The following is a 22892-nucleotide window of genomic DNA, read 5'->3' on the forward strand; positions in this document are numbered from 1 at the left end:
CATATTTAGGAGGTCAAATGATTTACGTATCTTCCATTAAAATGTCATCCAGTGGTAAACCGAATGTTTTGCTTGAAGGTGAACTCATTCTGAACCATAGTCTGATCATCAACCAAGTACAACTCATTCAAGGACACCATCGTCTGTTCTTAAACTTCCCCCAAGTTCGCAATCAGCGGCTTATCTATCCCCTCAATACTGATCTATATCAATATTTACTCAACCAAGTCATCGAATATTATGCACATTCCAAGTCAGATAGTTAAATTATCTGACTTTTAGTTTGCCTAAAATTCAAGAAAAGAAAGCGAGGACCCAATTATGGATCTTAAATATGTAATTCCCGAAGTACGTGAAACTTTCGGTCAACTCACCTTTGCCGGTAATTTTAGCGAAACTCGCGAAGGCTCCGGTGCCAATCGTAAAGTTGTTTCGCGCACTTATGACCTTTACTCCAATGTTCAACGTGCCGACAACATTCAAGTGACGATCCCAGTGGCAGCCGGTGAAAAAAATGACACGCTCGAACCATTTGATCGGGTTCGATTAATTAATCCACGAATCGCCGCAGTTGGTTATCGGATTGCCGAAGCAGCATTTGTAAATTACACCTGCATGGCTGATGATTTCGTCAAGATTTAGCCACTTATCAAAATTAAAGAAAGAAGGAACCCTATATGCGATTACCAGAAGGCATTAAGCTAGACACACCAAAAACGTTCGGTAAATTATTATTCTCCGCCCAACGCCGTGAAAGATTTATCGAAGACGATGAAGGCAACCAAACAACTAATGTTCGCTCACGTACCTTTGATCTAAAAAGTACAGTACAAGGTCAGATGGTTCAAGTCTCCATTCCGGCCGAAGCTGGGACTAAGAATTTTGAATATGATCAAGAAATAGAACTAGTTAATCCTGAGATCGACACTGTCGCCAATGCGGATTTCCGAGGTGTAACTGTTTCTTGGTATCTCAAAGCATCTGATATTGTATCAGTCAAAAATAACCAATCTAAAACTGGTTCAGTAACCACGGAGAAAAATACAAATGACAAAAAATAACCATCGGAAGTTCTCATCCCAGCGCTCCCCACCGTCTCTATGGCGGTTTAAGTGTTCCCTGGTCATCACAAAAAAGAAGTTAGGAGATTTTTTATGAATGTACTTGTCTGTATTAATGAAATCGGCTTTATGGACGATTTTGTAGCCAATATCAAAGAAAGCTCTGTTAACGAAGCTGAGAGAAAACTTCAGGAAGCTCATGAAATTGCGATTGAATCGCCTGATTCTGGTTTTAGTTTAACAGCTCTATCGGAAGTGACTAAAGATGGTGTTGCTAAAGAATTTACCTTCAAGAGTATGCAGACCGAAGAGGGTCTAACAATGATTTATATTGGCGTAGCTGATGCCGCCTAGTTGATTCTAAAATAATTGAAATGAGGTGATAATTTGAAAGCAATTTTTCACTATCGCGGCACTCAAATCCATCCACGTGATCAGAACCTAGTTTTTCAAACATTGCTAAGTATGATTCTATTCATCTTGCTACCATTGACTATTTTCTTTTATCTGCCGTTACTGTCTAAAATCAACCTCAAAACCGTTTCATGGCCAACAATTCATAGCCTCCCTTGGTCGTTTAGCGGATTGATTATCAGTTCCATCATTACATTTCTGGTTTCATTAATAATCATCTTACTGATATTAATCAGATTTCCCGACCAATACCGCAAATTGATACATCGACAAAAAATTGCGCGAATGTTCATGACGAATAACTGGTATGAGAGTGAGACAAGGAAAAATGATGGCTTTTTTAAAGACTTAGATTTAGGGGGTTCAAAAGAACGAATCTCACGGTTTCCACGAGTTTACTATCGTTTGAAAAATGGTCTGATCCATGTGCAGGTGGAAATTGTAATGAGTCCTTACCAAGATCAACTGATCCATTTGGAAAAGAAACTTGAATCCGGCTTATACTGTGAAATCGTTGATAAAATCCTCCATGATTCATTTGTAGAGTACACGCTACTCTATGATACGATTGGTAATCGAATTTCGATTGAACATGTGAAATGTCAAAAAGGCGCCGTCAACCTTATGAATAATGTTGCTTGGGAATACGATGTTTTGCCCCATATGCTAATCGCTGGCGGCACTGGTGGTGGAAAAACCTATTTTATTCTCACATTGATCCAAGCATTGATTCGCGATGGTAATCAGTTGACCATTCTTGATCCAAAAAATTCCGACCTAGCCGATTTGACCGATGTTATTCCAGATGTTCACTATGAACAAGACGATATGATTGCCGCCGTAGCTCAGTTTTACCAAGAAATGATGGAACGTAATAAAGAGATGAAAAAAATGGCCGGTTACCAAACAGGCAATAACTATGCCGCGCTTGGACTTCCCGCCCATTTTCTAGTCTTTGATGAGTATGTGGCTTTCATGGATATGATCGGACGTGAAGCTGTACAAGTCATGAGTAAGCTTAAACAAATTGTCATGCTTGGCCGTCAATCAGGATTCTTTCTTATCTTGGCCTGCCAGCGCCCTGACGCAAAATATTTAGGTGATGGTATTCGTGATCAGTTTATGTTCCGAGCAGCACTTGGTCGAATGTCGGACCTTGGTTATACCATGATGTTTGGTGAAACCGATAAAGATTTCTTCTTAAAACCCATCAAAGGTCGTGGTTACGTTGATACTGGTATTAGCGTTATTAGTGAGTTTTACACACCACTGGTACCGAAGGGCTATGATTTTCTGGGTGAGATCGATGCTGCCTACCAGAGCAATAACAAAACACTGTAATCGCTTATTCAGGTAGTTATTTATGTTACTCCATACCTGATTTACGGACTAAATCAATCGCTGCATTACACGTAGCTCCAAACTCAATCCCGTGCGCATATTCATTGGGCTTTTGATAAGCAATCCATAATCTTTGAAGACTTGGACTTGTTTTAAGAGCTGTTAATGTTGAAATATAGGTACCTAATTGATTAGTTGTTTCTCTTTTTGCAGAAGTTGCTTGTATTGCCTTTTTTAATACGTCAAACTTTATTTCAGTCTTATCCTGATGATCGAGCAAAAATAAATCGTAAAAATCCTTCAATCGTGTATTAGCATCAGCCCGGCTAACAATCGTCTCCAACTTTTCGGCAATGATGGTTTCAACTGTGTACGCCATAACTTGGACAGTCCGATCCTCAAGTATCATTTTGTGTCCATACTGGATGGCGCGCTCAGTAATCACATCTCCAGTTGATATATCAATCTTAACATCAACTCGTGTGGTATAGATTTGTGCACGGATATGAATCCGGTAACCAGAATACTCATCATCTTCCCTAATTTCGCCAATCCTTACAATTGATAGTTTGATTATATCTTCTGGTAATTCAATGTCACAGATTTCTTGAAACACACTTTTCATTTTATCTTCCGTCACTGGTAAACCAACAATTGAGGTATCAATATCCCGTGTTGAGCGAGTGTCGTTACCAATTAGTGATGCAATCAAGAAGCCACCTTTTAGTACAAGATTTTTTTGGTAAGGCGAATTAGAGATTCTATCAATTAGATCATCCAAAACAATCTCCTGCAACATAATTTGTGGTGTGATTTTTCTTTCTTTTGCTAACTTTCTGATTCTAGCCAAAAATTGCTTCTGGTTAGTAAATTCAAGTTTCACAGTAGGACCTCCATATACGTTCTAATTTCTTCTTCTACCTTAAATGTTCTTGCGTACGCCATTAATTGGCGGAGATTCTTTTCTTTCCGATGGGCGTAACTATTCATTGCTTGTTTAATCGTCTCGGCATCAGACCTATCTCGCGTTCGCAGGATATCACACAAGGTGCGCTCAACATCGTAAACCTTAACTAGGTGTCCACCGGGAGTTTTAGTTGTTGTTATGCCAATTTCATAAAGATCCTTTTTTTGTCGATAAATCTTGATTGGTGCATCGGTTTTTGTACTGTACGCGTATGGCAACGGAAAGTTCATCTCATAGGTACTTGGCGTTCGATCAATCATTCCATAAAGGAATAATGCCGTATCTTTAAAGAAAACACCTTTTGAAAGGCTATATTGTATCGCAGCAATATCGTCACCAAATTCAAGTGGATCAATATAAACACCCGGTGCTAATCTTTCAAGCTGTCCATGAGCATACATGTTGCGCAGCACTCTAGGTGAGATGCCCATTGAATTAGCAGTTTTAGATGTAATTTGACCACCGTTTTTGTTCAAGTACTCAATGATCTCATCTTGTTGGCTCATTATTCCACCTCAATTCAAAAAAATCCGCTTTCTACTCAAATTATAACATATAGTGAGTAAAAAACGGATAAATTATTTTGGCTTTCATTGACTCTTTCGCTTGCCATACTTTGCTAGAATATCTGCAATGCTATATTCCTTTAGAATGAGCCTATTTTCTAATAATAACTTATGCAGGAGATTATTTTTATTTTCTTGCCTTGAAGTCTTAATATACCGAGTTAATAAACCATTAATTCTATTGAGGCTTTCAGTTTCAATAGAAAGTGATTGATCTCGACCAGGGTAATCCGTGTACCAGTACTCTATAATAACATCACTATTGTATATATCAGCTGTATCGAAAATTGTTCGAAAATATGAGTCGTCAGCTTTTGATAAACTGTGACCTAGGATTACGATTTTATCAACGTTATAATCAAGCCTAACTCTTTTCTTATCAGGAACACATTTTGATAAAACAGTATTCAACTCTGATAGACGAAAGGTCTTAGTGAATGGTGCCATAAAGTCTGTAAATTCTGGATAGTCGAGAATTACTTGATAATCAAATCCAATAATGATTCCAGAATTTTCTTCTGGGACCAACGATTCATTTTCTATTGATCCATGTATGTTTAGTTGATTCCCACAGTAAAGGCTCTTAGATTCCTTCAGTGCAGGTCGAGAATAGTTAAAATTAAGTATTTGAACTTGTTGATTTTGCTGGGTTTCATTGAGAACAGAATACATCAAAGCGTTTGATGCATCTTGATAGTTAAGTCCACTGTTTAGAAGTTTTCCTTGGCGTTCAGCAATGAACTTTGAAAACTCGGATTCCCAAATATTAATGTCTCGTATTAATACGGGTTGAAGAGAATAAAAACTAGGAAATATCCCGGGAATTTGCAGATCTTTTTCAGGATCACTGATATTATCCATTTTTATAGTCTGTGAGGTCTTAACATCACCAGTATGCAAAAAATACGGATTAAAAAGGTCCAATCGAGATGACTTTTCTGTATAAAATTTATTCACTCGATACAACAATAGTAATTGCCAAAAATAACCATTACTCACATGATCTAAGTTGTCAGGAGTAATAGCCAACAATTTATTAAGGTTAACAACTAGCTCAGCATCCAGACCATCCGTATTTCTTAATAGAAATTCATCACGTGATAATACAATGCCCACTTCATCCATTGCCGAAATGATTTTCTCTTCGTCTTCCTTTTTGGATTCAATACCTCTACCAGAAATTAATCCCAAAAAATCTTGATTATATATTACATCAAGGACGGAATCTTTTAAAAATTTTTCAAAGTTCCACCAATCCCAATTGTCATTTTGTTCTTGTTTTCCCCATCCACCATAGGTATGGGTCTCCAGAGCAAGATCAATTATTGTCCAATCTGAAAGTTTAACATTTTCTAACTGTTTACGGCGATAAATACCAAATTCTTTGAAGGTTGATTGCATACCAAGTGCTAAATCAAAACCATTTCCTATAATGAATAATGTTTTTTTCTCGGCCATAACATTCGCCTCACCTAATTTTATAATATATAGTAAAAATTGTAACACTTTTTTTGATATAACAATAACCTTAGACTGATTCGCCCCGCCGTGCTGTGCAGCGCGAAAAGCGCGAGCGGAGGCGGCGGTCGGCGCAAGCCGGCCGCATCAACCCCCGGTATGTAACACGGGGGTAGAAAACTGATACGTCACGGCCGAAAATAGCGTAGAAACGTTGCCGTAACTACAACTTAATAGCTTTACCTAAAGACGACCAGCTTGTGTAAGGTCGCCTTTTTGTATTTTGAAAAGAAAGGAGTTGATTCAATGCCGATTTGGCGTGAACAAATACGGACTAAGCGTAAGCAACTGAATATCACGCAAACAACTTTAGCTCGACGCATCGGGATTACAGTGAGACACGTCCAACGTTTAGAAAACGGCACGCGGAGTCCAAGTAGTTCTTTACAAATGCAAATTGACTATGTATTAGCTCACTGGGGTGAAGATCCAGAATTAACACTCAATTTTGATTATGTGCGTATTCGCTTCCCCACTCATGATGTGGAGACCTTGATTGAAAAGGTGCTCAATCTAAAAATGGATTTCATGCTATTCAATGACTGGGGATTATATGGTTATTCCACTAGCTATGTTTTTAGCAATATCCAAGTGATGGCCTCTACCCCAACCGAAAAAATTGGTACACTATTAGAACTTAAAGGCCAAGGGTGCCGTGAGTTTGAAGGAGTCCTATTGGCTAATGATGAAACTTGGTTTGACTTTTTTCGAAGGTGTTTAGAACTTAAAGCCGTTTTTAAACGAATTGATTTAGCTATTAATGATCACGCTGGTCTCCTCAGTATTCCTGAACTCATTACCAAATGTGAGAAAAATGAATGTATTTCGGTAATGCGTCGATTTGAAGGCCTAAAATCTGGTGCCATGACTGATGAACAAGCCGAAGATCATGGTGCGAGTTTATACGTTGGTTCGATGAAAAGTGATATTTACTTCTGTATCTATGAAAAAGAAGCGGAACAACAACATAAGTTTGGTACTGACTATCAAACGGTCGGAATCAAAAACCGCTTTGAAATACGTTTGAAAAATGATCGCGCCAAGATAGCTATTGAAGATTTACTTGCCTATCGTGATGTTGAGCGAACTGCTTTTGGCATTATTACTCGCTATATTCGTTTTGTTAATCGAGGCAAAAATAAAGATCGGGCTAAATGGCCGCTTAATCCAATCTGGACAGTTTTTTGTGGCAAAGGTAGGCAGCCACTACGACTGACCCTTGATCCCGAGCCCTTTGATCTTCGCCGCACTCGCGCTTGGATAAAAAAGCAAGTTGCTCCAACCCTTAAAGTTCTGCTGAACATTGACGGCTATAACGGTAATAACAGCACGATGGCTATAATCAAGAACACCGAATTAAAGCAAAAGCATCAAACGATACTTGAACAACAAACCCTTGGTATTAGTGAAGTTGGAGGTGATTATTTTGAAAACGACCAAGGAACTGAATAAGCCACTTGCCACCTTTCCCGCTGGAATCAAAGACTATATTTTCAATGTTTATTACTACCGATTACAATTGGTCGGTGTTATCGAAGATCCCAATTTTCTACAATTACATGAACTAGATAAGTATCTAACGCCAACCAGCTATATTGATTGGCGTTTTTCTGTGCATTGGCCGGCGCCGATTTTAGACGTGTACGGTAATCCAATTAAAAGCGAAGAGTTATTGCAATTGCTCTATCAGGTCTCGGCTAAAACCGGTTGGCCGCTACTAACCATTAAATCTTCCCGCAAATATTTTTGAATTTTGAGGTATCATCATGAAATTTTTAGACCTATTTTCTGGCATTGGTGGTTTTAGGCTTGGGATGGAACAAGCCGGGCACACTTGTGTTGGCTATTGCGAAATAGATAAATTTTCGCGTAAAAGCTACGAAGCAATTTTTGATATCAAAGGAGAATGGACTGCCCATGACATCACAACAGTTAGAATTACTGAACTTCCAACCGCAGATATTTGGTGCTTCGGATTTCCATGCCAAGACATCAGCCTTGCTGGAAAATTGCGAGGATTCACCACAGGCCATCGTTCAAGTCTGTTCTTCACAGTTACAAACCTTATTAAGCAGCTACCCGATAATCGCCGACCCACAATTCTATTTATTGAGAACGTTAAAAACCTTCTTAGTATTAACGGCGGACTTGACTTCCTTAGAGTGCAAATTGAATTGGACCAATTGGGGTATGACGTTGAATGGTCAGTTCTCGATTCTGCCGCCCTCGTTCCCCAACACCGCGAGCGTTTATTCATTGTCGGACATCTTAGAACAAAACGTCAGCGACAAGTATTTCCTATCCCAGACAATGGAACAACGACTACTAAAGGACTAGCTCAAGTCAATCCAACTGTGACGCATCAATATGAACGCGTTTATGACCCTGATGGTATCGCACCAACTCTGGTTGCAACCTCTGGCATTAGAACAAAGATCATCACACCAACACAAAAATCACTCAAGGTATCAGATGCCACTCATCGTGGTTACACTAATGCGCATAGTGGTGATGGCATCAGTCTAACCTATCCCACTAGTCAAACTCGACGTGGCCGCGTTGCTCATAAAAAAGCGCACACTTTACTAACTGATGGCAGTGAAGCAGTTGTTGATCAAGCATTACGTATCCGTCGTTTAACGCCACTTGAATACTGGCGCCTACAAGGTTTTCCTGATGAAGTATTTTATAAAGCCAAGGACTCTGGCCTATCTGACGCACAACTTTATAAGCAAGCCGGTAATAGTGTGACGGTACCGATTATCAAAGCTATTGTATCGCGGTTTCAACTATTGAGTGATCAACATAAATAAATCATCTAAGAATGGTCGTGCGTTACCCTGTCAAAAAACGTGCAATCCATAATGGAGTTATTCATAACAATCTTAATCTGACTATATTTTCTAAATGAAAGGATGAACTTCTATGAACTTCGGACAAAATCTCTTCAACTGGTTCACTAGCAACGCCCAGTCTTTAGTGCTGATGGCAATTGCCGTGATCGGTGTTTTCTTAGGCTTTAAACGTGAATTTTCTAAACTGATCGGCTTTCTGATCATTGCATTGATCGCTGTGGGGCTGGTATTTAATACCGCCGGCGTTAAAGATGTGCTATTGAACTTATTCAATCGTGTTGTTGGTGCCTAATTACTGCAAGAAAAGAGGTAGCTAAATGGAAACGGTACGCGTTTTTATCGTCAACTTAGGTTATTACAATCAAGGCAAGACCACAGGTAAATGGTTCACCCCACCGTTATACCCTGATGCCATTGCCGAACAGCTGGAATTGAAAAATGACAGTGAAGAGTACGCGATCCATGATTACGAAGCACCTTTTGAAATTGATCGCTTTGATTCAATAGACGAGATCAATCGTAAGTATGCTGCTTTAGAACGGCTTGAAGAATATGATTTTGGTGCTGACGTTAGTGCCTTGATTGGCGAATGGTTCCGTGATATTGAAGAACTAGCTGAAAACGCTGAGGATATCGTTATCTATAAGGGTGTTTCAGATATGGCCGAGCTAGCTCAAGATGCTGTGGAATCTGGTGCAATTTTCGGTGACCTTCCAGATCAAGTCATCGCTTACCTCGACTTTGAAGCACTGGGTCGCGATATAGAAATTGAAGGTAATTACTTGGTTACCAACAGCGCTATTTATGAATACGCAAACTAAGATTCTTCCCGGGGACTGGTCTAGCAAATGGATCAGTCCTCTTTACCCCAATGAAAGGAGGTCACTTATGAAAAAGATTCGTAGTTACACCAGCATTTGGTCAGTGGAAAAAGTGCTCTACGCGATCAATGATGTTAATCTACCATTCCCCGTCACGTTCACGCAAATGACTTGGTTCATCGTTGCGCTATTTTTGGTCATGTTGCTGGGCGATGTACCACCACTAAGTTTTATTGATGGCGCGTTCCTAAAACATCTCGGTATTCCAGCAGCCATTACTTGGTTCATGAGTCAAAAGACTTTTGATAACAAACGGCCACTAGGTTTTCTTCGCTCGGTGATCACTTATTTTACCGCCCAGAAGATCACGTTTTCCGGACGGCCAGTCAAACCCGTTAAAGCCCATGCCCTTGACCACATCACCCACGTAAGGAGGTTCAACCAGTGAAGTTTCCCATAAAATATATCGAAGACAATTTAGTGTTTAATCGTGATGGCGAATGCTTCGCCTATTACGAACTCGTCCCCTATAATTACTCTTTTCTCTCACCTGATCAAAAAGCGGAAGTCCACGAAAATTTCCGTCAGTTGATCTCACAAAACCGTGACGGTAAACTGCATCTCTTACAACTTGCCACCGAATCCAGTATCAAAGACACGATGCGCCGTTCCAAAGCCACGGTCAAAGGAAATTTAAAAAGTATTGCCGATACGCATATTGACGGTCAAGCCGCCGCGTTGATCGACAATATTGGCGATAATCAAGTTGATTATCGTTTTTTTATTGGTTTTAAACTGCTGTTAAACGACCGCGAGTTATCCGCTAAAGGCGTTTGGCATGATATCATGCTTGGCATTCAGGATTTTCTTCATGAATTCAATGAAAAATACACCGGTGACTTCATGGTCATGAACAACAGCGAAGTTGATCGTTTTCGTAAAGTCGCCCGCTTCCTTGCCGATAAAGTCAGTCGCCGGTTTAAAATTCGACCGTTGATTAAAGATGACTTTGGTTACTTGTTAGAACATCTTTACGGTATGTCAGGGCAAGATTATGAAGACTACCAATACCACCTGCCACGACAAAAAAATGAACAAGATACGGTAATCAAAAAATATGACTTGATCAAGCCAACGCGTTCGTTGATTGAACAAAAGCAGCGTTACTTGATCATCACCCACGGTTTCACCGAATCCTATGTCACCTATATGGCCTTATCCGATATTGTTGGTGAATTAGATTTTCCCGGTAGTGAGATTTTCTACTTCCAGCAACAACAATTCGATTTTCCCATTGATACCTCACTGAATGTGGAAATTGTGACTAACAAAAAGGCACTAACTAAGGTGCGTAACAAAAAGAAAGAATTGAAAGATTTAGATAACCACGCCTATGAATCTAATAACGAAACCACTCGCGGTGTCGCCGATGCCCTTGATTCCGTTGACGACTTGGAGGCTGAGCTTGATCAAACTAAAGACGCGATGTACAAAATTTCCTATGTCATTCGCGTCAGTGGAAAAAGCTACGATGAAATGAAAAAGCGCGCTGATCAAGTCCTCGATTTCTATGATTCATTGAATATTAAATTGGTTCGCCCGTTCGGCGATATGCTGGGGCTACACAGCGAGTTCATGCCCGCTTCAAAGCGCTACATGAATGACTACATTCAATACGTGACTAGTGATTTCATTGCCTCATTAGGCTTTGGTGCTACTCAAGCTTTAGGAGAACGCGAAGGAATTTATGTGGGCTACAACGTGGATACCGGCCGCAATGTTTTCATCAAACCTGACTTAGCCGCGCAAGGCTTAAAGGGAACAGTGACCAATGCTCTTTCGGCCGCTTTCCTTGGTTCACTTGGCGGTGGTAAATCATTTTCTAATAACTTACTCGTTTACTACGCCGTACTCTATGGCGCACAAGCTTTGATACTTGATCCAAAATCGGAACGAACTGATTGGGCGAAAAATTTAGACTTCATGCAAGACGATATTAACATCGTTAACCTGACCAGCGAAGAAGCGAATCGCGGTTTACTTGATCCTTATATCATTCTCAGTAATCCAAAAGATTCTGAAAGTCTGGCGGTCGATACACTCACCTTTTTAACGGGAATCTCTAGTCGTGATGCCGAACGGTTTCCGACTTTACGTAAAGCGATTCGCAACGTCACCCTTGATCCGCAACCCGGATTATTGAAAGTGATCACTGAACTGCGCCGCGAAGGGACCCCGATTGCCAACAATATCGCTGATCATATTGAATCGTTCACCGATTATGATTTTGCCGCCTTACTCTTTTCAGATGGCTCCACTCGCCGTTCGATCGCCTTGGACCGCAAAATCAATATCATTCAAATTGCCGATTTGGTCCTGCCTGATGCGGACAAAACGCAAGATGAATACATCACCGCGGAAATGTTATCCGTCGCCATGTTGATGATCATCTCGACTTTCGCCATCGACTTTATCCATGCCGATCGTTCGCAATTTAAAATTGTCGATCTCGATGAAGCTTGGGCATTTTTGAATGTAGCGCAAGGTAAAGCTCTTTCTATGAAGTTGATCCGTGAAGGCCGTTCAATGAATGCTGGGGTTTATCTAGTCACGCAAAACGCTAATGATCTTCTAGACGAAAAGATGAAAAATAATATCGGTATGAAATTTGCCTTTCGTTCGACCGATATTAATGAAATCAAAAACACCCTCACTTTCTTTGGGCTTGATGCCGAAGATGAAAGTAATCAACACCGCCTACGTTCACTGGATAATGGTGAATGCTTATTTCAAGATATTTGGGGCCACGTCGGTGTCCTACACTTTGATTATATCTTTGAACATCTATACAAGGCCTTCGACACTCGCCCACCAGCGCAGATAACTGGAGGTGAGTAAATGTCGGTACGTAAAAAACGACTTTTATTACTGATCGGCTTTGTGCTAGTCGTGGTGCTAGTGAGTGCTACTTCTCTCCAAAGTGTCCACGCAGCAGGCCTAGTCGATGAAACCGTCAATAATAAACACGAATTTTCCAAATATCCAGTCAATAACTATCAACTAGATTATTTCGTCGATTCATCATGGGATTGGTTGCCATGGAACTGGGGTGACGGCATTGGCAAGTCGGTCATGTACGCTATTTATGCTATCACCAATTTTCTGTGGCTGATCTCCGTCTACCTCTCCTACGCCACGGGTTACCTGATTCAACAAGCTTACTCACTAGATTTCATCAAAGATACCACCGATGCCATTGGTAAAAACATGCAACTACTCGCCGGGGTTTCTAAAAACGGCTTTAGCGCTGACGGCTTTTATCCCGGTATGCTTTTGTTGCTGATATTAGTGCTTGGCGTGTATGTCGCCTATACTGGCCTGATCAAACGTGAATCCTCCAAAGCCATCTCAGCGGTAGCCAATTTTATCGTGATTTTTATTCTGTCGGCAAGCTTCATTGCCTACTCACCCGACTATATTGGCAAGATCAACCAATTTTCCGCCGATATGAGTACCTCAGCTTTAAACACTGGTTCTAAAATGATCATGCAAAATAAACAGTCCACCTCAAAAAACGGGGTTGATGCGATTCGTGAAACGTTATTCAACATTCAAGTCAAACAGCCGTGGACGTTATTACAGTTTGGCGATTCTAATCTCAAGGAGGTTGGCGAGGATCGCGTCAACAAACTGGTCAAAACTGATCCGTTCAAGAACAAAGGTAAAGATCGAACAGAGATCGTCAAGGCTGAAATTGAAGATAAAGAAAACGACAATCTATCAGCGGTCAAAACGATTCAACGTTTAGGTGTGACCACCTTTGTGTGTATCTTCGATATCGCAATCACCATTTTTGTCTTCTTTCTCACAGCGATGATGTTATTTAGTCAAATCCTCTTTATTATTTACGCCATTTTCTTACCGATCAGTTGTCTCTTAGCCATGATCCCAGGATTTAACGGCTTAATGAAAACGGCTGTTTTGCGGCTATTCAATACGATCATGATGCGTGCTGGCGTCACTATTGTCCTAACATTGACGTTCTGCCTTTCCACCATGATCTATGGGTTATCGACCACCACCCCATTCTTTCTGGTCGCCTTTCTCCAAATCGTCATCTTTGCCGGCATCTGGATGAAGCTCGGCGATTTAATGGGCATGATGCAGCTTAAAAGTTCTGACTCCCAAGCTGGTGCTAGTCGCTTGCGCCGCAGTAGTAGCCGTTTGATCCGGCAGGTCATGGGCAACGCCGCAATGGGTGGTATGCTCGCACGCGGTTTAAAACCACGTCCACAGCCGCAGACTGAAACTGGTACTGATGCAACCGGTAAAGGTAATTCAAAACGACCACAGCCCAATAAACGCGATGCCACCACTAGCAAGATGACCCGTGCTGGTAAAAAAGTGGGTGCTGCATTAGATACCAAAAAGAAAATGGCCGCAACTGCGAAACACACCAAAGAACAGTTAAAGGATCTGCCAACCAATACAAAATATGGGTTACATCAAGGTAAAGAAACGGCTAAAAAAGGTATTGGTGATTTCAAAAATGGGTTGAAAAATCAGCGTCAAGACAATCAATCAGAACGCGAACTGGCCGCTAAAAAACGTCGGGAAGAAATGCAACGGCGTAAATTAGTGGTTGATCCGCCAAAGAATCCACGGCAACCGTCTAATTCTGATCCGATCAAGAAAAAGTCGGCAGTTTCTCCAGTCACGCAACCAAAGCCACGCGATCCCAGTACCACTAAACTACCACATACTAAAACACCAATAGAAAAGCCAACATCACGGCCCAAACAATCATTCACGACTGCACCCAAAACTGGTGAGAAACGGCAATTCAAACCGACAACTGACAAGCCACTGAATCTCGTTGTCAATAAAACAACCATGCACCGTAAATTGCTGGTCAAGCCAAGGCAAAAACATGATGAATAAGAAATGGTTAGGCCTAGCCGTTTTGCCGATCATACTCATTAGCTTGTTGTTCTTTTCAGTGGCAATGACAGCTGATGACGATGATAGTAGCGATTCTACTGAGTTAGTGGTTGATTCGATGAACCTTTCCGCAGAAGTACTCAAGTACAAAAGTACCGTTGAAAAATATTGCAAGGAGTTTGGTATTCCTGATCAAGTAACCGTGATTCTCGCGATTATGCAAGTTGAATCTGGCGGTAAAGGTAGCGATGTCATGCAGTCTAGTGAATCACTGGGCCAAGCTCCCAGTAGTTTATCGCCGGATGCTTCGATCAAACAAGGCGTGAAATACTTTGCTAGTTTAATCAAATCCATGAAAACAACCAAAACTGATTTAAATACAGCTATTCAAAGTTACAACTTCGGTGGCGCTTTTATTAATTATGTGGCTACGCATGGTAAGAAATATTCGCTACAAATAGCCAGTGATTTCGCTAAAGAAAAGGCCGGCGGCAAAAAAGTCACTTACACCAATCCAGTTTCTGATGAAGGTTGGCGCTACGCTTATGGCAATATGTTCTATGTAAGTTTAGTCAGCCAATATCTTAGCCCGACTGTGGCTAACTTCAGTGATAAAACGGTCAAAGCCATAATGACCGAAGCACTTAAATACCAAGGCACGCCCTATGTTTTTGGCGGCTCAACGCCAACCACAGGTTTTGATTGTTCTGGGTTAACCAGTTGGGCTTACGCCAAGGCTGGTATTAAGCTCCCGCGTACCGCCCAAGCGCAATATAATGTGACCCAACATATCAGTATCAAAAACTCCAAGGCCGGTGACTTAGTATTTTTCAAAGGCACTTACGCAACTTCAGATTACATTACCCACGTTGGCATCTATGTCGGTAATATGCGCATGTATAATGCTGGCGATCCCCTTGGCTACGCTAACTTAAATACCGCCTACTGGCAAGCACACCTTGTTGGTGCTGGTCGCATCAAGAAATGAGGTGATTATCCATGACCTTAAGTGAGAACGGCTATAGCTACGACCACTGGATGGACCTGTTAACTAACGCTATTGATCATACTTTGGTTGAAAGTCGGATTGATTTGAATTACGGCGATAATCGCTTATTACGTAACAAACAACTCGATCACGCTTCAGCCGAATGGGAACGCATCAAGTTTTTTGAACAACATGAACCGAATGTTAATGATCTAGTCAAAGCGATTGATTACTTTGTCGCCGAACTGCCGCAATTTGAATTTGGTAAACGTCGTGAGTTCCGTTTAGCTTTAGAACATGAACAAAACGTCAAAGAGTGGTTAGGCAATACTAAGTTTCGTGAGGAAGACCGCCAATACATTTTAGATCGAGAACTACACCTTGCCGAAGAATTTTTCACCAACGATGACAAATACGATCTTTATAGTGAACTAGACTATCGCGGCTACACCCAAGTCCGTCTACGCCAGTTATTTGACCGCTTTCGCAATGACTATCCCAAATTTTATCAGTGTTATGAACTGGACCACAACTATCAAAAAAATAATCACCTTGCCATCTTGCAACAAAATAGTGTAGCTAATCTCGCCACTAAACTTAAATGGTAAATCTGATCCACAAGGAGGAACAATCCATGGCCCGTCAAGATTATGAAGACTACGACTATGAGTACGACGACTACGAAGATCCCCGTGATCATCGCTATGCGGAACGCCCGCGACCACAGTATCATGAAGATTATGAGGATCGACCACCGCAGCGAATACAGGAACGGGACGAACGCAACTATCGCCGACCACCAGATGATTATCGCGATGAGCGTTACCCACCCCACGACTTTGAACAACAACGTGAACCACGGTCATCCTATGATCGAGAAAGTGAACACGATCTACAGTATGAATACAACGAACGTCCAGCCAAGCATCAGATCGCTTCACATAAGAAAGCCCGTCCCAAGCGGCCGCGTAAAAAAGTCAAACGACAACGACCACCAAAGCGCCAACCAAAACCGATGAAAGAAAAAAAAACCCGCAAGTTAAAACAACCTCGCGTTGGCATCCGGCGAAAAACTACTTGGTTCTGTTGGTTGATCTTGATCGCTAGTGTGAGTTTTGGCGTGTACAAGAATTTCACTGCCATCAATAAACACACAGTCCATGAACGTGAAGTAGTGAAAGTTAAGTTGACTGATACCAACGCGATTGAAGCATTCATCACCGACTTTGCCAAAGTCTATTACACATGGGAACCTAACCAGGAAAAATTAGAAAACCGACAAAAAGATCTTAGTAAATTTATGTTAAATGGATTGGTGACCCTGAATGCCGATGCTTTGCGTTCAGATATTCCGACAACTTCCACTGTGTCTGATATTCGAATTTGGAAAGTTGAGGCTAAAAAGAATCAAGTCAATGAAGTCTTATTCACCGTTAATCAGCAGATCAAAAACAGTCAAAAAGAAGACGCCGCAAAAGCAATCGAGTCCACCTACTCATTGAATGTTATGAAAAATAAAGATGGTGACATGGTGATTGTGACTAATCCAACGATTGCGGCAGCTCCGTCTAAGGCCAAAGCAACAGAAAAACAGCTTCAAACAGATAGTTCAATTGATGCCGAAACCACCAGTAGCATCACTAAATTTCTAACGACTTTCTTCACCCTTTATCCTAGCGGCACCACCAATGAACTGAAATATTATGTCGATGGAGGGACAAAACCACTAAATAAAGACTACCGTTTTGCGGAACTGGTCAATCCCACCTTCCATCGTCAAGGCGACAACATTCGAGTTGACGCGACCGTCAAGTTCCTCGATAGTGAAACCGATATGACCCAATATTCACAGTACTCTCTTATTTTAGAAAAAGCAGGTTCAAACTGGACAATTAAGTCTGGTTTATAGTAAAAACCACGGCGTTCAAATGAATGCCGTGAATACATAATATGCTTTAAATAACAATTAATTTATTTTATATTTACAGTCTTTAGTTGTCATGATTACTTAGCATCGAGTTTATCGTCTTCTTCTGCTCATGTTGAATAAATATACTTGCGTAATGCCTGATATTGGTGATAAAATTCGTGTTCGTTTTTATTCTCTTGCGGTGTTCAGTAATATCGGTTTGCGCTCTAGATTTTAATTATGAATAAACCCACTGCAACATAGAAATGACACACTTCTATTTTATACTTATTCTAGAATCAAAAACGAAAGGAAGTGAAGTTATGTCACAATGGATTCTAATAGCTCTTATTCTTTTAGCACATCCACTCATGATGCTATTTATGCATAAAGGTATGATGCATGGGAATTCTGGTAGTATGAATGGCTGCGGAAATCATACCCAACAAGATTCCAGCAACACTGAAAAACCACGTAAAAAAGTCAATTAGCTTGGAGGTATTATATGCAAATATTAACTGGCAGTCATGACAATGAAGTTCATGAACATCTTTATGAAAGTGGTCCAAGACGGATTGGTCATCGTAAATTAAAGAAAAATACCGTGACAAATAATGGCGAATTTCATCCAGTACCTGGAAATATAGTTCTTATTCCTTTGAAAGGAAAGGTAAAGTTAACCACACCAGATCAGGAATATACTATTCAAAGCGGTCAAGTTGCTGTGTTAGAATCAACCGATAGTTTTTATTTAACCGCAATAAGTGATGTTGAATTTATCGGCGTAGTTGACATCAAATAATTCAATTTTGAGTGCTTATCTCAAGCACTCCTTTTTTGTATATTTCTCCATATTTATTACACATTAAATTGTTTAAATGAAGTATATTGCATAATTGGAGGACATAAAGTTGAAATTAATGAAAAAAAATACACCTATTTTAGTTACAGCACTATCATTAACTGGTATTGTACTTTTCACAGGAAAACCAGCTGAGGCAGCTACAACTCAAGCTACAGTTTCCTATCAAATCGGTGCTACTACAGTTTGGAGTAGTCCAAGCTATTCTAGTAAGCCAATTAGTTATTTAGCTCCTAATTCAAAAGTTACCCTTGATGTTAAAAAAAGTGTTAACAAAGTAAACTGGTATCAATTAGCAGAAAATCAATGGGTACCAGAAACATATTTAAAAATGGCTCAGGAAACTACGGTTACACCCACGGCAACAGCCACAACCAAAACGGTAGTTGCAAACTTAAAAGATGCCGCAATCACTATTTGGACTGATTCAGCTGGTACTACGCCGACTGGAGAATACTTATCTTATGGTACTGCCATAACTATTCAAGGGCAGCAAGAAATAAATGGTGTGACTTGGTTCCGAATTGATCAAGGATGGGTACCAGAAACATACTTAGCGTCTGATAACAATGGAACCCCTTACTATATTAATTCTCAAACAAAACAATTATCAGCTCCGCAACAAAGCGCTACTTCTGAAACAGTTAGTACCAATGATTCAAGCGATGATACGATTGCCCCCACTACAGCTGCACAAAGTTCAACTAGTTCAAATATTATGCAAACAACTAAATCGGCTCTACCGCAAGAACAATCGGTCAACAATCAAAGTTCGGCTGCTGCTAATACAGGAGCACAAAAAACTACTAACACAAACGCTGCCTCACAATCTACTATAGAAAATATTATTAATGCAGCAGAAGCACAAATTGGTGTTCCTTATGTGTGGGGTGGAAAAACACCAAGCGGATTCGATTGTTCTGGCCTAGTTGGCTATGCGTTTCGCCAAGCAGGGAAAGAAGTTGGCGGTTACACCGTTGCTCAGGAAAGTGCTGGTACTAAAGTTAGTCTAGATAATCTGCAACCAGGTGATATTCTTTTCTGGGGAGAACCTGGTGCCAGCTACCATGACGCTATTTATATTGGTAATAATCAATATATAGATTCACCAAAACCTAGTGATTCAGTTGGAATTCGCACGATCAATAGTTATTTTTCTCCCTCATTCGCAGTTCGTGTCTTTTAATTATGTCGATAAATAAAAATGTTTAAAAATCTAAAAAAACAAGTGCGTCCTTGGGATTATATAATTTTTCTCATATTATTAATAGTTTCCTTTATACCATTAGCCATATTTGGATATTCTCAAAAGCAACAATTGGCCGCAGCAGCCGATAATAATACTAAACCAATTATCTATGCTGAAATTTCTATTGATAAAAAAGTAATAAAAAAAAGGGTATTCGGATTTTATGGTGGAAAAGGGCTTATAAATCACCCTTCTCCAAATTCTTAATAAGTGTGGAAAAATCGACACCAAAGTTGTCTGTAATGTTATGATCATTCACTTCATACCAATTGAAATTATCGTGTAACATAGCTTTATTGAAAGCACTTGAATTAAATCGTGGCTTACGCTTTTTATGGAGCTTCTCATTGAAAAGGATTTTGGCTCGTAAGGCATCAAACGAGTAACCTCTACCCATTCGCTCTACCTGCCTAATAATGCTGTTAATTGACTCCGTATAAGCGTTAGTGAGCCTTTTATCAAAGTAGTTGAATATTTCGACATGCCAGTTGTCTACGGCTCTCACGAGGTCTTTATATGCATCTTTAGAGTTACTGGACATACAACGGTGTCTCCATTGACTATAACGAAGACGACCTTCATCTGAATCAGGAGTATCCCATATCCAGTAAAACTCTTCTTTGAGTTCATAGGCTTCTTTTAAGGCAGGAAGATTACCTAACCAAGTCTCTAAGAGGAATGATTCACGTTCATTTAGATCGTGTTTACGCTTTAGAAGGATAAACCTTTCACGCATAAGGGTACGTCTTTCTTTTTGGCTCATATGAGCTTTCAAAGACTTTCTGACGTTATCTAAGGCTTGATTAGCCATTCTAACTACATGAAACTTATCTACGACCACTTTAGCGTGTGGAAGGATAGTGTTCACTGCGTCTTTGTAGGGCTTCCACATATCCATTGTGACGTACTCAATATAAGTCCTGTCACTAATTTCTGAAAGACGTTGGATGACTGTTTCCTTGTTACGGTTAGGCTTGATGTCATAAATAGTCCTGCGTTCAATATTAGTCAATACAAGCCGAGGTCTTTGGATAATATGTATCTCGTCTATCCCAAGCCACTTAGGAGTTTCAAACTGGTATTCACGTTCTTTGAGTGCCACATAGTCCTTAAAAACGTTCCTAATAGTTTTCTCGTCAACGCCAACGCTTTCTGCGACTTCTACAAAGGTCTTAGACATGGATTGCTCTTGAATAGACTTTAAAAGCCTTTTGGTCATACTACGCTTTTCATCTACAGATACTAGGCGTTCCCAGAAGGTAGATCCGCATTCACGACACTTGTATCGTCTACGGTTCAATTGTAAGCCCACTCGCTTTAAACGAATGGGCAAATCCATAATTAGTTGATTTCTTGAACTGTGTTTGTACAACTTGTCAAAACCACATTCAGGACAACGTTCAGGTGGTCCGACTGCTTCAACTTTAAACATCATATCGGTTTCATTTTCTTGTGGTGATTCTATTGTTTTAATGTCTGGTAGGGATAATAAGTCTGACATATTGTTCATCCTTTATTACTCTGCGGTGTTAAGGTATCAAATATAAATTTGATGTCGAAATCATCAGTGTTAAATTATTTTTGTGACCACAAATGCACTTAGAAAATCCCTTAAAGCATTTATATAATGGGTGATCGCAAAATAGTGTATGAAATCCTTTTGTAGACTTTGCTAAACTACTGCACACTTTAGTACAGTATTAGCTGGTTCACTTGAATAGGGAATTGTAAAAAAAGTTCCCTTAGACTGCACAACAAGATAATTTCGAAACATTTTTATCGAACGTAAGTGCAGCTAATTTTAGCCCTTCAGCCATTGTTAAATATGGTGCTAGGGTTTCTGTTAAATCTTCTATCGTTAAGTTAAATTTAACAGCTAATGATGCTGCATAGATGACATCTCCTGCATTCTCAGATACAATATGAACCCCTAATACTTTTAGTGTTTCTGCATCTGCTACTAGTTTAAATACACCGGTTGTTTCACGGTTTACAATTGCTCTTGGAACAGCATCTAAAGGTAATACAGATGTCTTCACATCATACCCTTTCTCTTTTGCTTGTTCTTCTGTTAAACCAACCGTTGCAACCGTTGGATTCGTAAACGTAACAGCAGGAACTACCGATAAATCTATTTTTTTGTTTAACCCACCGATAGCATTATCAGTAATAATTCCACCTTCATAGGCTGCTACATATACAAATTGCGGTCCTAACGTCACATCTCCTGCTGCATAAATCTTTTCATTACTTGTTTGACCAAAATCATTGATCAGGATTTCATTATTTTTTCCGGTTTCAACACCTGCCGCACTTAAATTTAAAGAATCCGTATTTGGTTTTCTTCCAGTGGCAACAAGTAACTGATCTGATTCAATAACTTCTTTACTGCCATTTACTGTTACGTAAACCTTTTTTATCTCTCCACTTTGTACAACACGCTCAAAAGTTGCCCCTTTGACAAGGCTTATCCCCTGTTCAATTAACGCTTTTTCAACTGACTCTGAAATCTCAGGATCATACTCCTTTAAAAGTCGCTCACTTCTTTGCATAAGCGTTATTTCTGAACCTAAATGATGAAATAGTTGTCCAAGCTCCATTCCAATGTATCCTGAACCAATTACAGTTAATCGTTTTGGCATTTTCTTTAACTCAAGAAGTGTTGTACTAGTTAAATAGTCCATTTCTTCAAGTCCTGAAATTTGGGGCAATGAAGGAGATGCACCTGTTGCAATTAAAAAGCGTTTTGCAGATAACTTTGCCCCATTGACCTCAACCGTACTAGCATCAACGAATTTTGCTTCACCTTTAATTAAATCAAAATTATATTCATCAATTAAATCCACATATTTTTGATTCCGAAGTTCGCTCACCAATTTATCCTTTTGCGTGATTAAACTAGCTAAATCCACTTCTCCAGCGGATGTTTGTAAACCTATAAACGGGTTGTCTTTTGATAAATGATTGATTTCCCCTGCCCTAAGAAGAGTTTTTGACGGAACACAGCCAATATTCACACAGGTTCCCCCAACCGTTCCACGCTCAATCATTCCAACTTTTGCACCGTATTCTATAGCTTTAATTGCCGATGAAAAGGCAGCAGCACCAGAACCAATAATAAGAAGGTCATAATTGTCTTCATTACTTAACGCCACGTTTTCTAGTGATGATACTTCTTCAATTTCTCTGGCTTTGTAATTTGCTTCATCAATCGCCTTTATTGCACTTTCAACCTCAATTTCATTGGGTAGTTCAAATACTGCTTCACCACGACGAAAACTAGACTCAATATTTTTAGCACCTATCTTTTCAAGTGCTGATTCAACGTGTTTTTCACAACCCGCACAGGTCATTCCTTGAATGTTTACCTTAAATTTATTCATAATAAAGCCCCTTTCGT

25 protein-coding genes are annotated in these 22892 nt (G+C 40.1%); 20 read left to right on the forward strand and 5 right to left on the reverse strand.

Annotation, left to right across the window (positions count from 1 at the left end; genetic code table 11):
- Positions 1-17: 17 nt before the first annotated feature.
- From EKM93_RS06080 to EKM93_RS06100, 5 genes are all read left to right on the forward strand, one after another.
- A complete protein-coding gene (locus tag EKM93_RS06080; protein ID WP_010581081.1) occupies positions 18-266 on the forward strand; it encodes a hypothetical protein in 249 nt (82 codons plus the stop codon).
- A 55-nt stretch (positions 267-321) separates the two neighbouring features.
- On the forward strand, positions 322-642 hold the full coding sequence (locus EKM93_RS06085; protein WP_010581080.1) for a DUF961 family protein: 321 nt from the start codon (positions 322-324) through the stop codon (positions 640-642).
- A gap of 35 nt (positions 643-677) precedes the next feature.
- Positions 678-1061 carry a YdcP family protein gene (locus EKM93_RS06090; protein ID WP_010581079.1) on the forward strand — a complete coding sequence of 128 codons (384 nt, stop codon included), beginning with the start codon at positions 678-680 and terminating at the stop codon, positions 1059-1061.
- Between the two features lie 93 nt (positions 1062-1154).
- Positions 1155-1415 carry a hypothetical protein gene (locus EKM93_RS06095; RefSeq protein ID WP_010581078.1) on the forward strand — a complete coding sequence of 87 codons (261 nt, stop codon included), beginning with the start codon at positions 1155-1157 and terminating at the stop codon, positions 1413-1415.
- 33 nt (positions 1416-1448) lie between these two features.
- A complete protein-coding gene (locus EKM93_RS06100; protein ID WP_010581077.1) occupies positions 1449-2816 on the forward strand; it encodes an FtsK/SpoIIIE domain-containing protein in 1368 nt (455 codons plus the stop codon).
- 25 nt (positions 2817-2841) lie between these two features.
- On the opposite strand, the gene EKM93_RS06105 is transcribed toward EKM93_RS06100, so the two are convergent.
- The 3 genes from EKM93_RS06105 to EKM93_RS06115 form a co-directional block, all read right to left on the reverse strand.
- Positions 2842-3699, reverse strand: a complete 858-nt coding sequence (locus tag EKM93_RS06105) for a nucleotidyl transferase AbiEii/AbiGii toxin family protein (protein ID WP_010581076.1) — start codon at positions 3697-3699, stop codon at positions 2842-2844.
- Positions 3696-4289, reverse strand: a complete 594-nt coding sequence (locus EKM93_RS06110) for a type IV toxin-antitoxin system AbiEi family antitoxin domain-containing protein (RefSeq protein ID WP_010581075.1) — start codon at positions 4287-4289, stop codon at positions 3696-3698. Before EKM93_RS06110 ends, EKM93_RS06105 begins: the two co-directional genes overlap by 4 nt.
- Before the next feature lie 84 nt (positions 4290-4373).
- Positions 4374-5807 (reverse strand): AbiH family protein, encoded by a 1434-nt coding sequence (locus tag EKM93_RS06115; RefSeq protein WP_057903509.1) that lies wholly within the window; start codon positions 5805-5807, stop codon positions 4374-4376.
- Positions 5808-6113: 306 nt separating this feature from the next.
- On the opposite strand from EKM93_RS06115, the gene EKM93_RS06120 reads away from it, so the two are divergent.
- The 15 genes from EKM93_RS06120 to EKM93_RS06185 all read left to right on the forward strand — a co-directional run bounded on the left by EKM93_RS06120 (position 6114) and on the right by EKM93_RS06185 (position 19699).
- Positions 6114-7319, forward strand: coding sequence for a replication initiation factor domain-containing protein (locus tag EKM93_RS06120; protein ID WP_010581073.1), 1206 nt, complete (start codon positions 6114-6116; stop codon positions 7317-7319).
- A complete protein-coding gene (locus tag EKM93_RS06125) occupies positions 7285-7617 on the forward strand; it encodes a hypothetical protein (RefSeq protein WP_375711519.1) in 333 nt (110 codons plus the stop codon). The genes EKM93_RS06120 and EKM93_RS06125 overlap by 35 nt, the downstream gene beginning before the upstream one ends.
- Positions 7618-7633: 16 nt before the next feature.
- Positions 7634-8680 (forward strand): DNA cytosine methyltransferase, encoded by a 1047-nt coding sequence (locus EKM93_RS06130; protein WP_057736519.1) that lies wholly within the window; start codon positions 7634-7636, stop codon positions 8678-8680.
- A gap of 112 nt (positions 8681-8792) precedes the next feature.
- Positions 8793-9014 (forward strand): hypothetical protein, encoded by a 222-nt coding sequence (locus tag EKM93_RS06135; protein WP_003678268.1) that lies wholly within the window; start codon positions 8793-8795, stop codon positions 9012-9014.
- A gap of 25 nt (positions 9015-9039) precedes the next feature.
- The gene (locus EKM93_RS06140; RefSeq protein ID WP_010581070.1) at positions 9040-9543 is read left to right on the forward strand and encodes an antirestriction protein ArdA; all 504 of its coding nucleotides are present in this window, start codon (positions 9040-9042) and stop codon (positions 9541-9543) included.
- Positions 9544-9610: 67 nt separating this feature from the next.
- Positions 9611-9991, forward strand: a complete 381-nt coding sequence (locus tag EKM93_RS06145; protein WP_010581389.1) for a conjugal transfer protein — start codon at positions 9611-9613, stop codon at positions 9989-9991.
- On the forward strand, positions 9988-12441 hold the full coding sequence (tcpF, locus tag EKM93_RS06150; protein WP_010581390.1) for a conjugal transfer ATPase TcpF: 2454 nt from the start codon (positions 9988-9990) through the stop codon (positions 12439-12441). Before EKM93_RS06145 ends, tcpF begins: the two co-directional genes overlap by 4 nt.
- Entirely contained in the window at positions 12442-14484 is a 2043-nt protein-coding gene (locus tag EKM93_RS06155) for a CD3337/EF1877 family mobilome membrane protein (protein ID WP_010581391.1), read from the forward strand. It abuts the gene before it with no gap.
- Positions 14477-15472, forward strand: coding sequence for a bifunctional lytic transglycosylase/C40 family peptidase (locus EKM93_RS06160; RefSeq protein WP_010581392.1), 996 nt, complete (start codon positions 14477-14479; stop codon positions 15470-15472). Before EKM93_RS06155 ends, EKM93_RS06160 begins: the two co-directional genes overlap by 8 nt.
- A gap of 11 nt (positions 15473-15483) precedes the next feature.
- The gene (locus EKM93_RS06165; protein WP_010581393.1) at positions 15484-16080 is read left to right on the forward strand and encodes a hypothetical protein; all 597 of its coding nucleotides are present in this window, start codon (positions 15484-15486) and stop codon (positions 16078-16080) included.
- A gap of 26 nt (positions 16081-16106) precedes the next feature.
- Entirely contained in the window at positions 16107-17381 is a 1275-nt protein-coding gene (locus EKM93_RS06170; RefSeq protein ID WP_010581394.1) for a conjugal transfer protein, read from the forward strand.
- 323 nt (positions 17382-17704) lie between these two features.
- Entirely contained in the window at positions 17705-17872 is a 168-nt protein-coding gene (locus EKM93_RS13800; protein ID WP_162182092.1) for a DUF2933 domain-containing protein, read from the forward strand.
- Positions 17873-17886: 14 nt separating this feature from the next.
- The gene (locus tag EKM93_RS06175; protein ID WP_041094402.1) at positions 17887-18183 is read left to right on the forward strand and encodes a hypothetical protein; all 297 of its coding nucleotides are present in this window, start codon (positions 17887-17889) and stop codon (positions 18181-18183) included.
- A gap of 118 nt (positions 18184-18301) precedes the next feature.
- Positions 18302-19429: a C40 family peptidase gene (locus EKM93_RS06180; protein WP_041095442.1), complete on the forward strand. Its 1128-nt coding sequence runs from the start codon at positions 18302-18304 to the stop codon at positions 19427-19429.
- Between the two features lie 18 nt (positions 19430-19447).
- Entirely contained in the window at positions 19448-19699 is a 252-nt protein-coding gene (locus tag EKM93_RS06185) for a SurA N-terminal domain-containing protein (RefSeq protein WP_179947332.1), read from the forward strand.
- On the opposite strand, the gene EKM93_RS06190 is transcribed toward EKM93_RS06185, so the two are convergent.
- Both EKM93_RS06190 and merA read right to left on the reverse strand, forming a co-directional pair.
- Positions 19671-20993 carry an ISL3 family transposase gene (locus tag EKM93_RS06190; RefSeq protein WP_041094404.1) on the reverse strand — a complete coding sequence of 441 codons (1323 nt, stop codon included), beginning with the start codon at positions 20991-20993 and terminating at the stop codon, positions 19671-19673. The genes EKM93_RS06185 and EKM93_RS06190 overlap by 29 nt on opposite strands.
- Before the next feature lie 241 nt (positions 20994-21234).
- A complete protein-coding gene (merA, locus tag EKM93_RS06195; RefSeq protein WP_125714092.1) occupies positions 21235-22875 on the reverse strand; it encodes a mercury(II) reductase in 1641 nt (546 codons plus the stop codon).
- Between the last annotated feature and the right edge of the window lie 17 nt (positions 22876-22892).

This window comes from Agrilactobacillus yilanensis (assembly GCF_003946725.1).
Lineage (GTDB): Bacteria > Bacillota > Bacilli > Lactobacillales > Lactobacillaceae > Agrilactobacillus > Agrilactobacillus yilanensis.

Coding starts and splice junctions, on each gene's coding strand:
- EKM93_RS06145 (WP_010581389.1), top strand. CDS start 9,611: ATGAAAAAGATTCGTAGTTACACCAGCATTTGGTCAGTGGAAAAAGTG.
- EKM93_RS06110 (WP_010581075.1), bottom strand. CDS start 4,289: ATGAGCCAACAAGATGAGATCATTGAGTACTTGAACAAAAACGGTGGT.
- EKM93_RS13800 (WP_162182092.1), top strand. CDS start 17,705: ATGTCACAATGGATTCTAATAGCTCTTATTCTTTTAGCACATCCACTC.
- EKM93_RS06115 (WP_057903509.1), bottom strand. CDS start 5,807: ATGGCCGAGAAAAAAACATTATTCATTATAGGAAATGGTTTTGATTTA.
- EKM93_RS06160 (WP_010581392.1), top strand. CDS start 14,477: ATGAATAAGAAATGGTTAGGCCTAGCCGTTTTGCCGATCATACTCATT.
- merA (WP_125714092.1), bottom strand. CDS start 22,875: ATGAATAAATTTAAGGTAAACATTCAAGGAATGACCTGTGCGGGTTGT.
- EKM93_RS06165 (WP_010581393.1), top strand. CDS start 15,484: ATGACCTTAAGTGAGAACGGCTATAGCTACGACCACTGGATGGACCTG.
- EKM93_RS06155 (WP_010581391.1), top strand. CDS start 12,442: ATGTCGGTACGTAAAAAACGACTTTTATTACTGATCGGCTTTGTGCTA.
- EKM93_RS06090 (WP_010581079.1), top strand. CDS start 678: ATGCGATTACCAGAAGGCATTAAGCTAGACACACCAAAAACGTTCGGT.
- EKM93_RS06190 (WP_041094404.1), bottom strand. CDS start 20,993: ATGTCAGACTTATTATCCCTACCAGACATTAAAACAATAGAATCACCA.
- EKM93_RS06135 (WP_003678268.1), top strand. CDS start 8,793: ATGAACTTCGGACAAAATCTCTTCAACTGGTTCACTAGCAACGCCCAG.
- EKM93_RS06085 (WP_010581080.1), top strand. CDS start 322: ATGGATCTTAAATATGTAATTCCCGAAGTACGTGAAACTTTCGGTCAA.
- EKM93_RS06095 (WP_010581078.1), top strand. CDS start 1,155: ATGAATGTACTTGTCTGTATTAATGAAATCGGCTTTATGGACGATTTT.
- EKM93_RS06185 (WP_179947332.1), top strand. CDS start 19,448: ATGTTTAAAAATCTAAAAAAACAAGTGCGTCCTTGGGATTATATAATT.
- EKM93_RS06130 (WP_057736519.1), top strand. CDS start 7,634: ATGAAATTTTTAGACCTATTTTCTGGCATTGGTGGTTTTAGGCTTGGG.
- EKM93_RS06140 (WP_010581070.1), top strand. CDS start 9,040: ATGGAAACGGTACGCGTTTTTATCGTCAACTTAGGTTATTACAATCAA.
- EKM93_RS06180 (WP_041095442.1), top strand. CDS start 18,302: ATGAAAAAAAATACACCTATTTTAGTTACAGCACTATCATTAACTGGT.
- EKM93_RS06175 (WP_041094402.1), top strand. CDS start 17,887: ATGCAAATATTAACTGGCAGTCATGACAATGAAGTTCATGAACATCTT.
- EKM93_RS06170 (WP_010581394.1), top strand. CDS start 16,107: ATGGCCCGTCAAGATTATGAAGACTACGACTATGAGTACGACGACTAC.
- EKM93_RS06080 (WP_010581081.1), top strand. CDS start 18: ATGATTTACGTATCTTCCATTAAAATGTCATCCAGTGGTAAACCGAAT.
- EKM93_RS06120 (WP_010581073.1), top strand. CDS start 6,114: ATGCCGATTTGGCGTGAACAAATACGGACTAAGCGTAAGCAACTGAAT.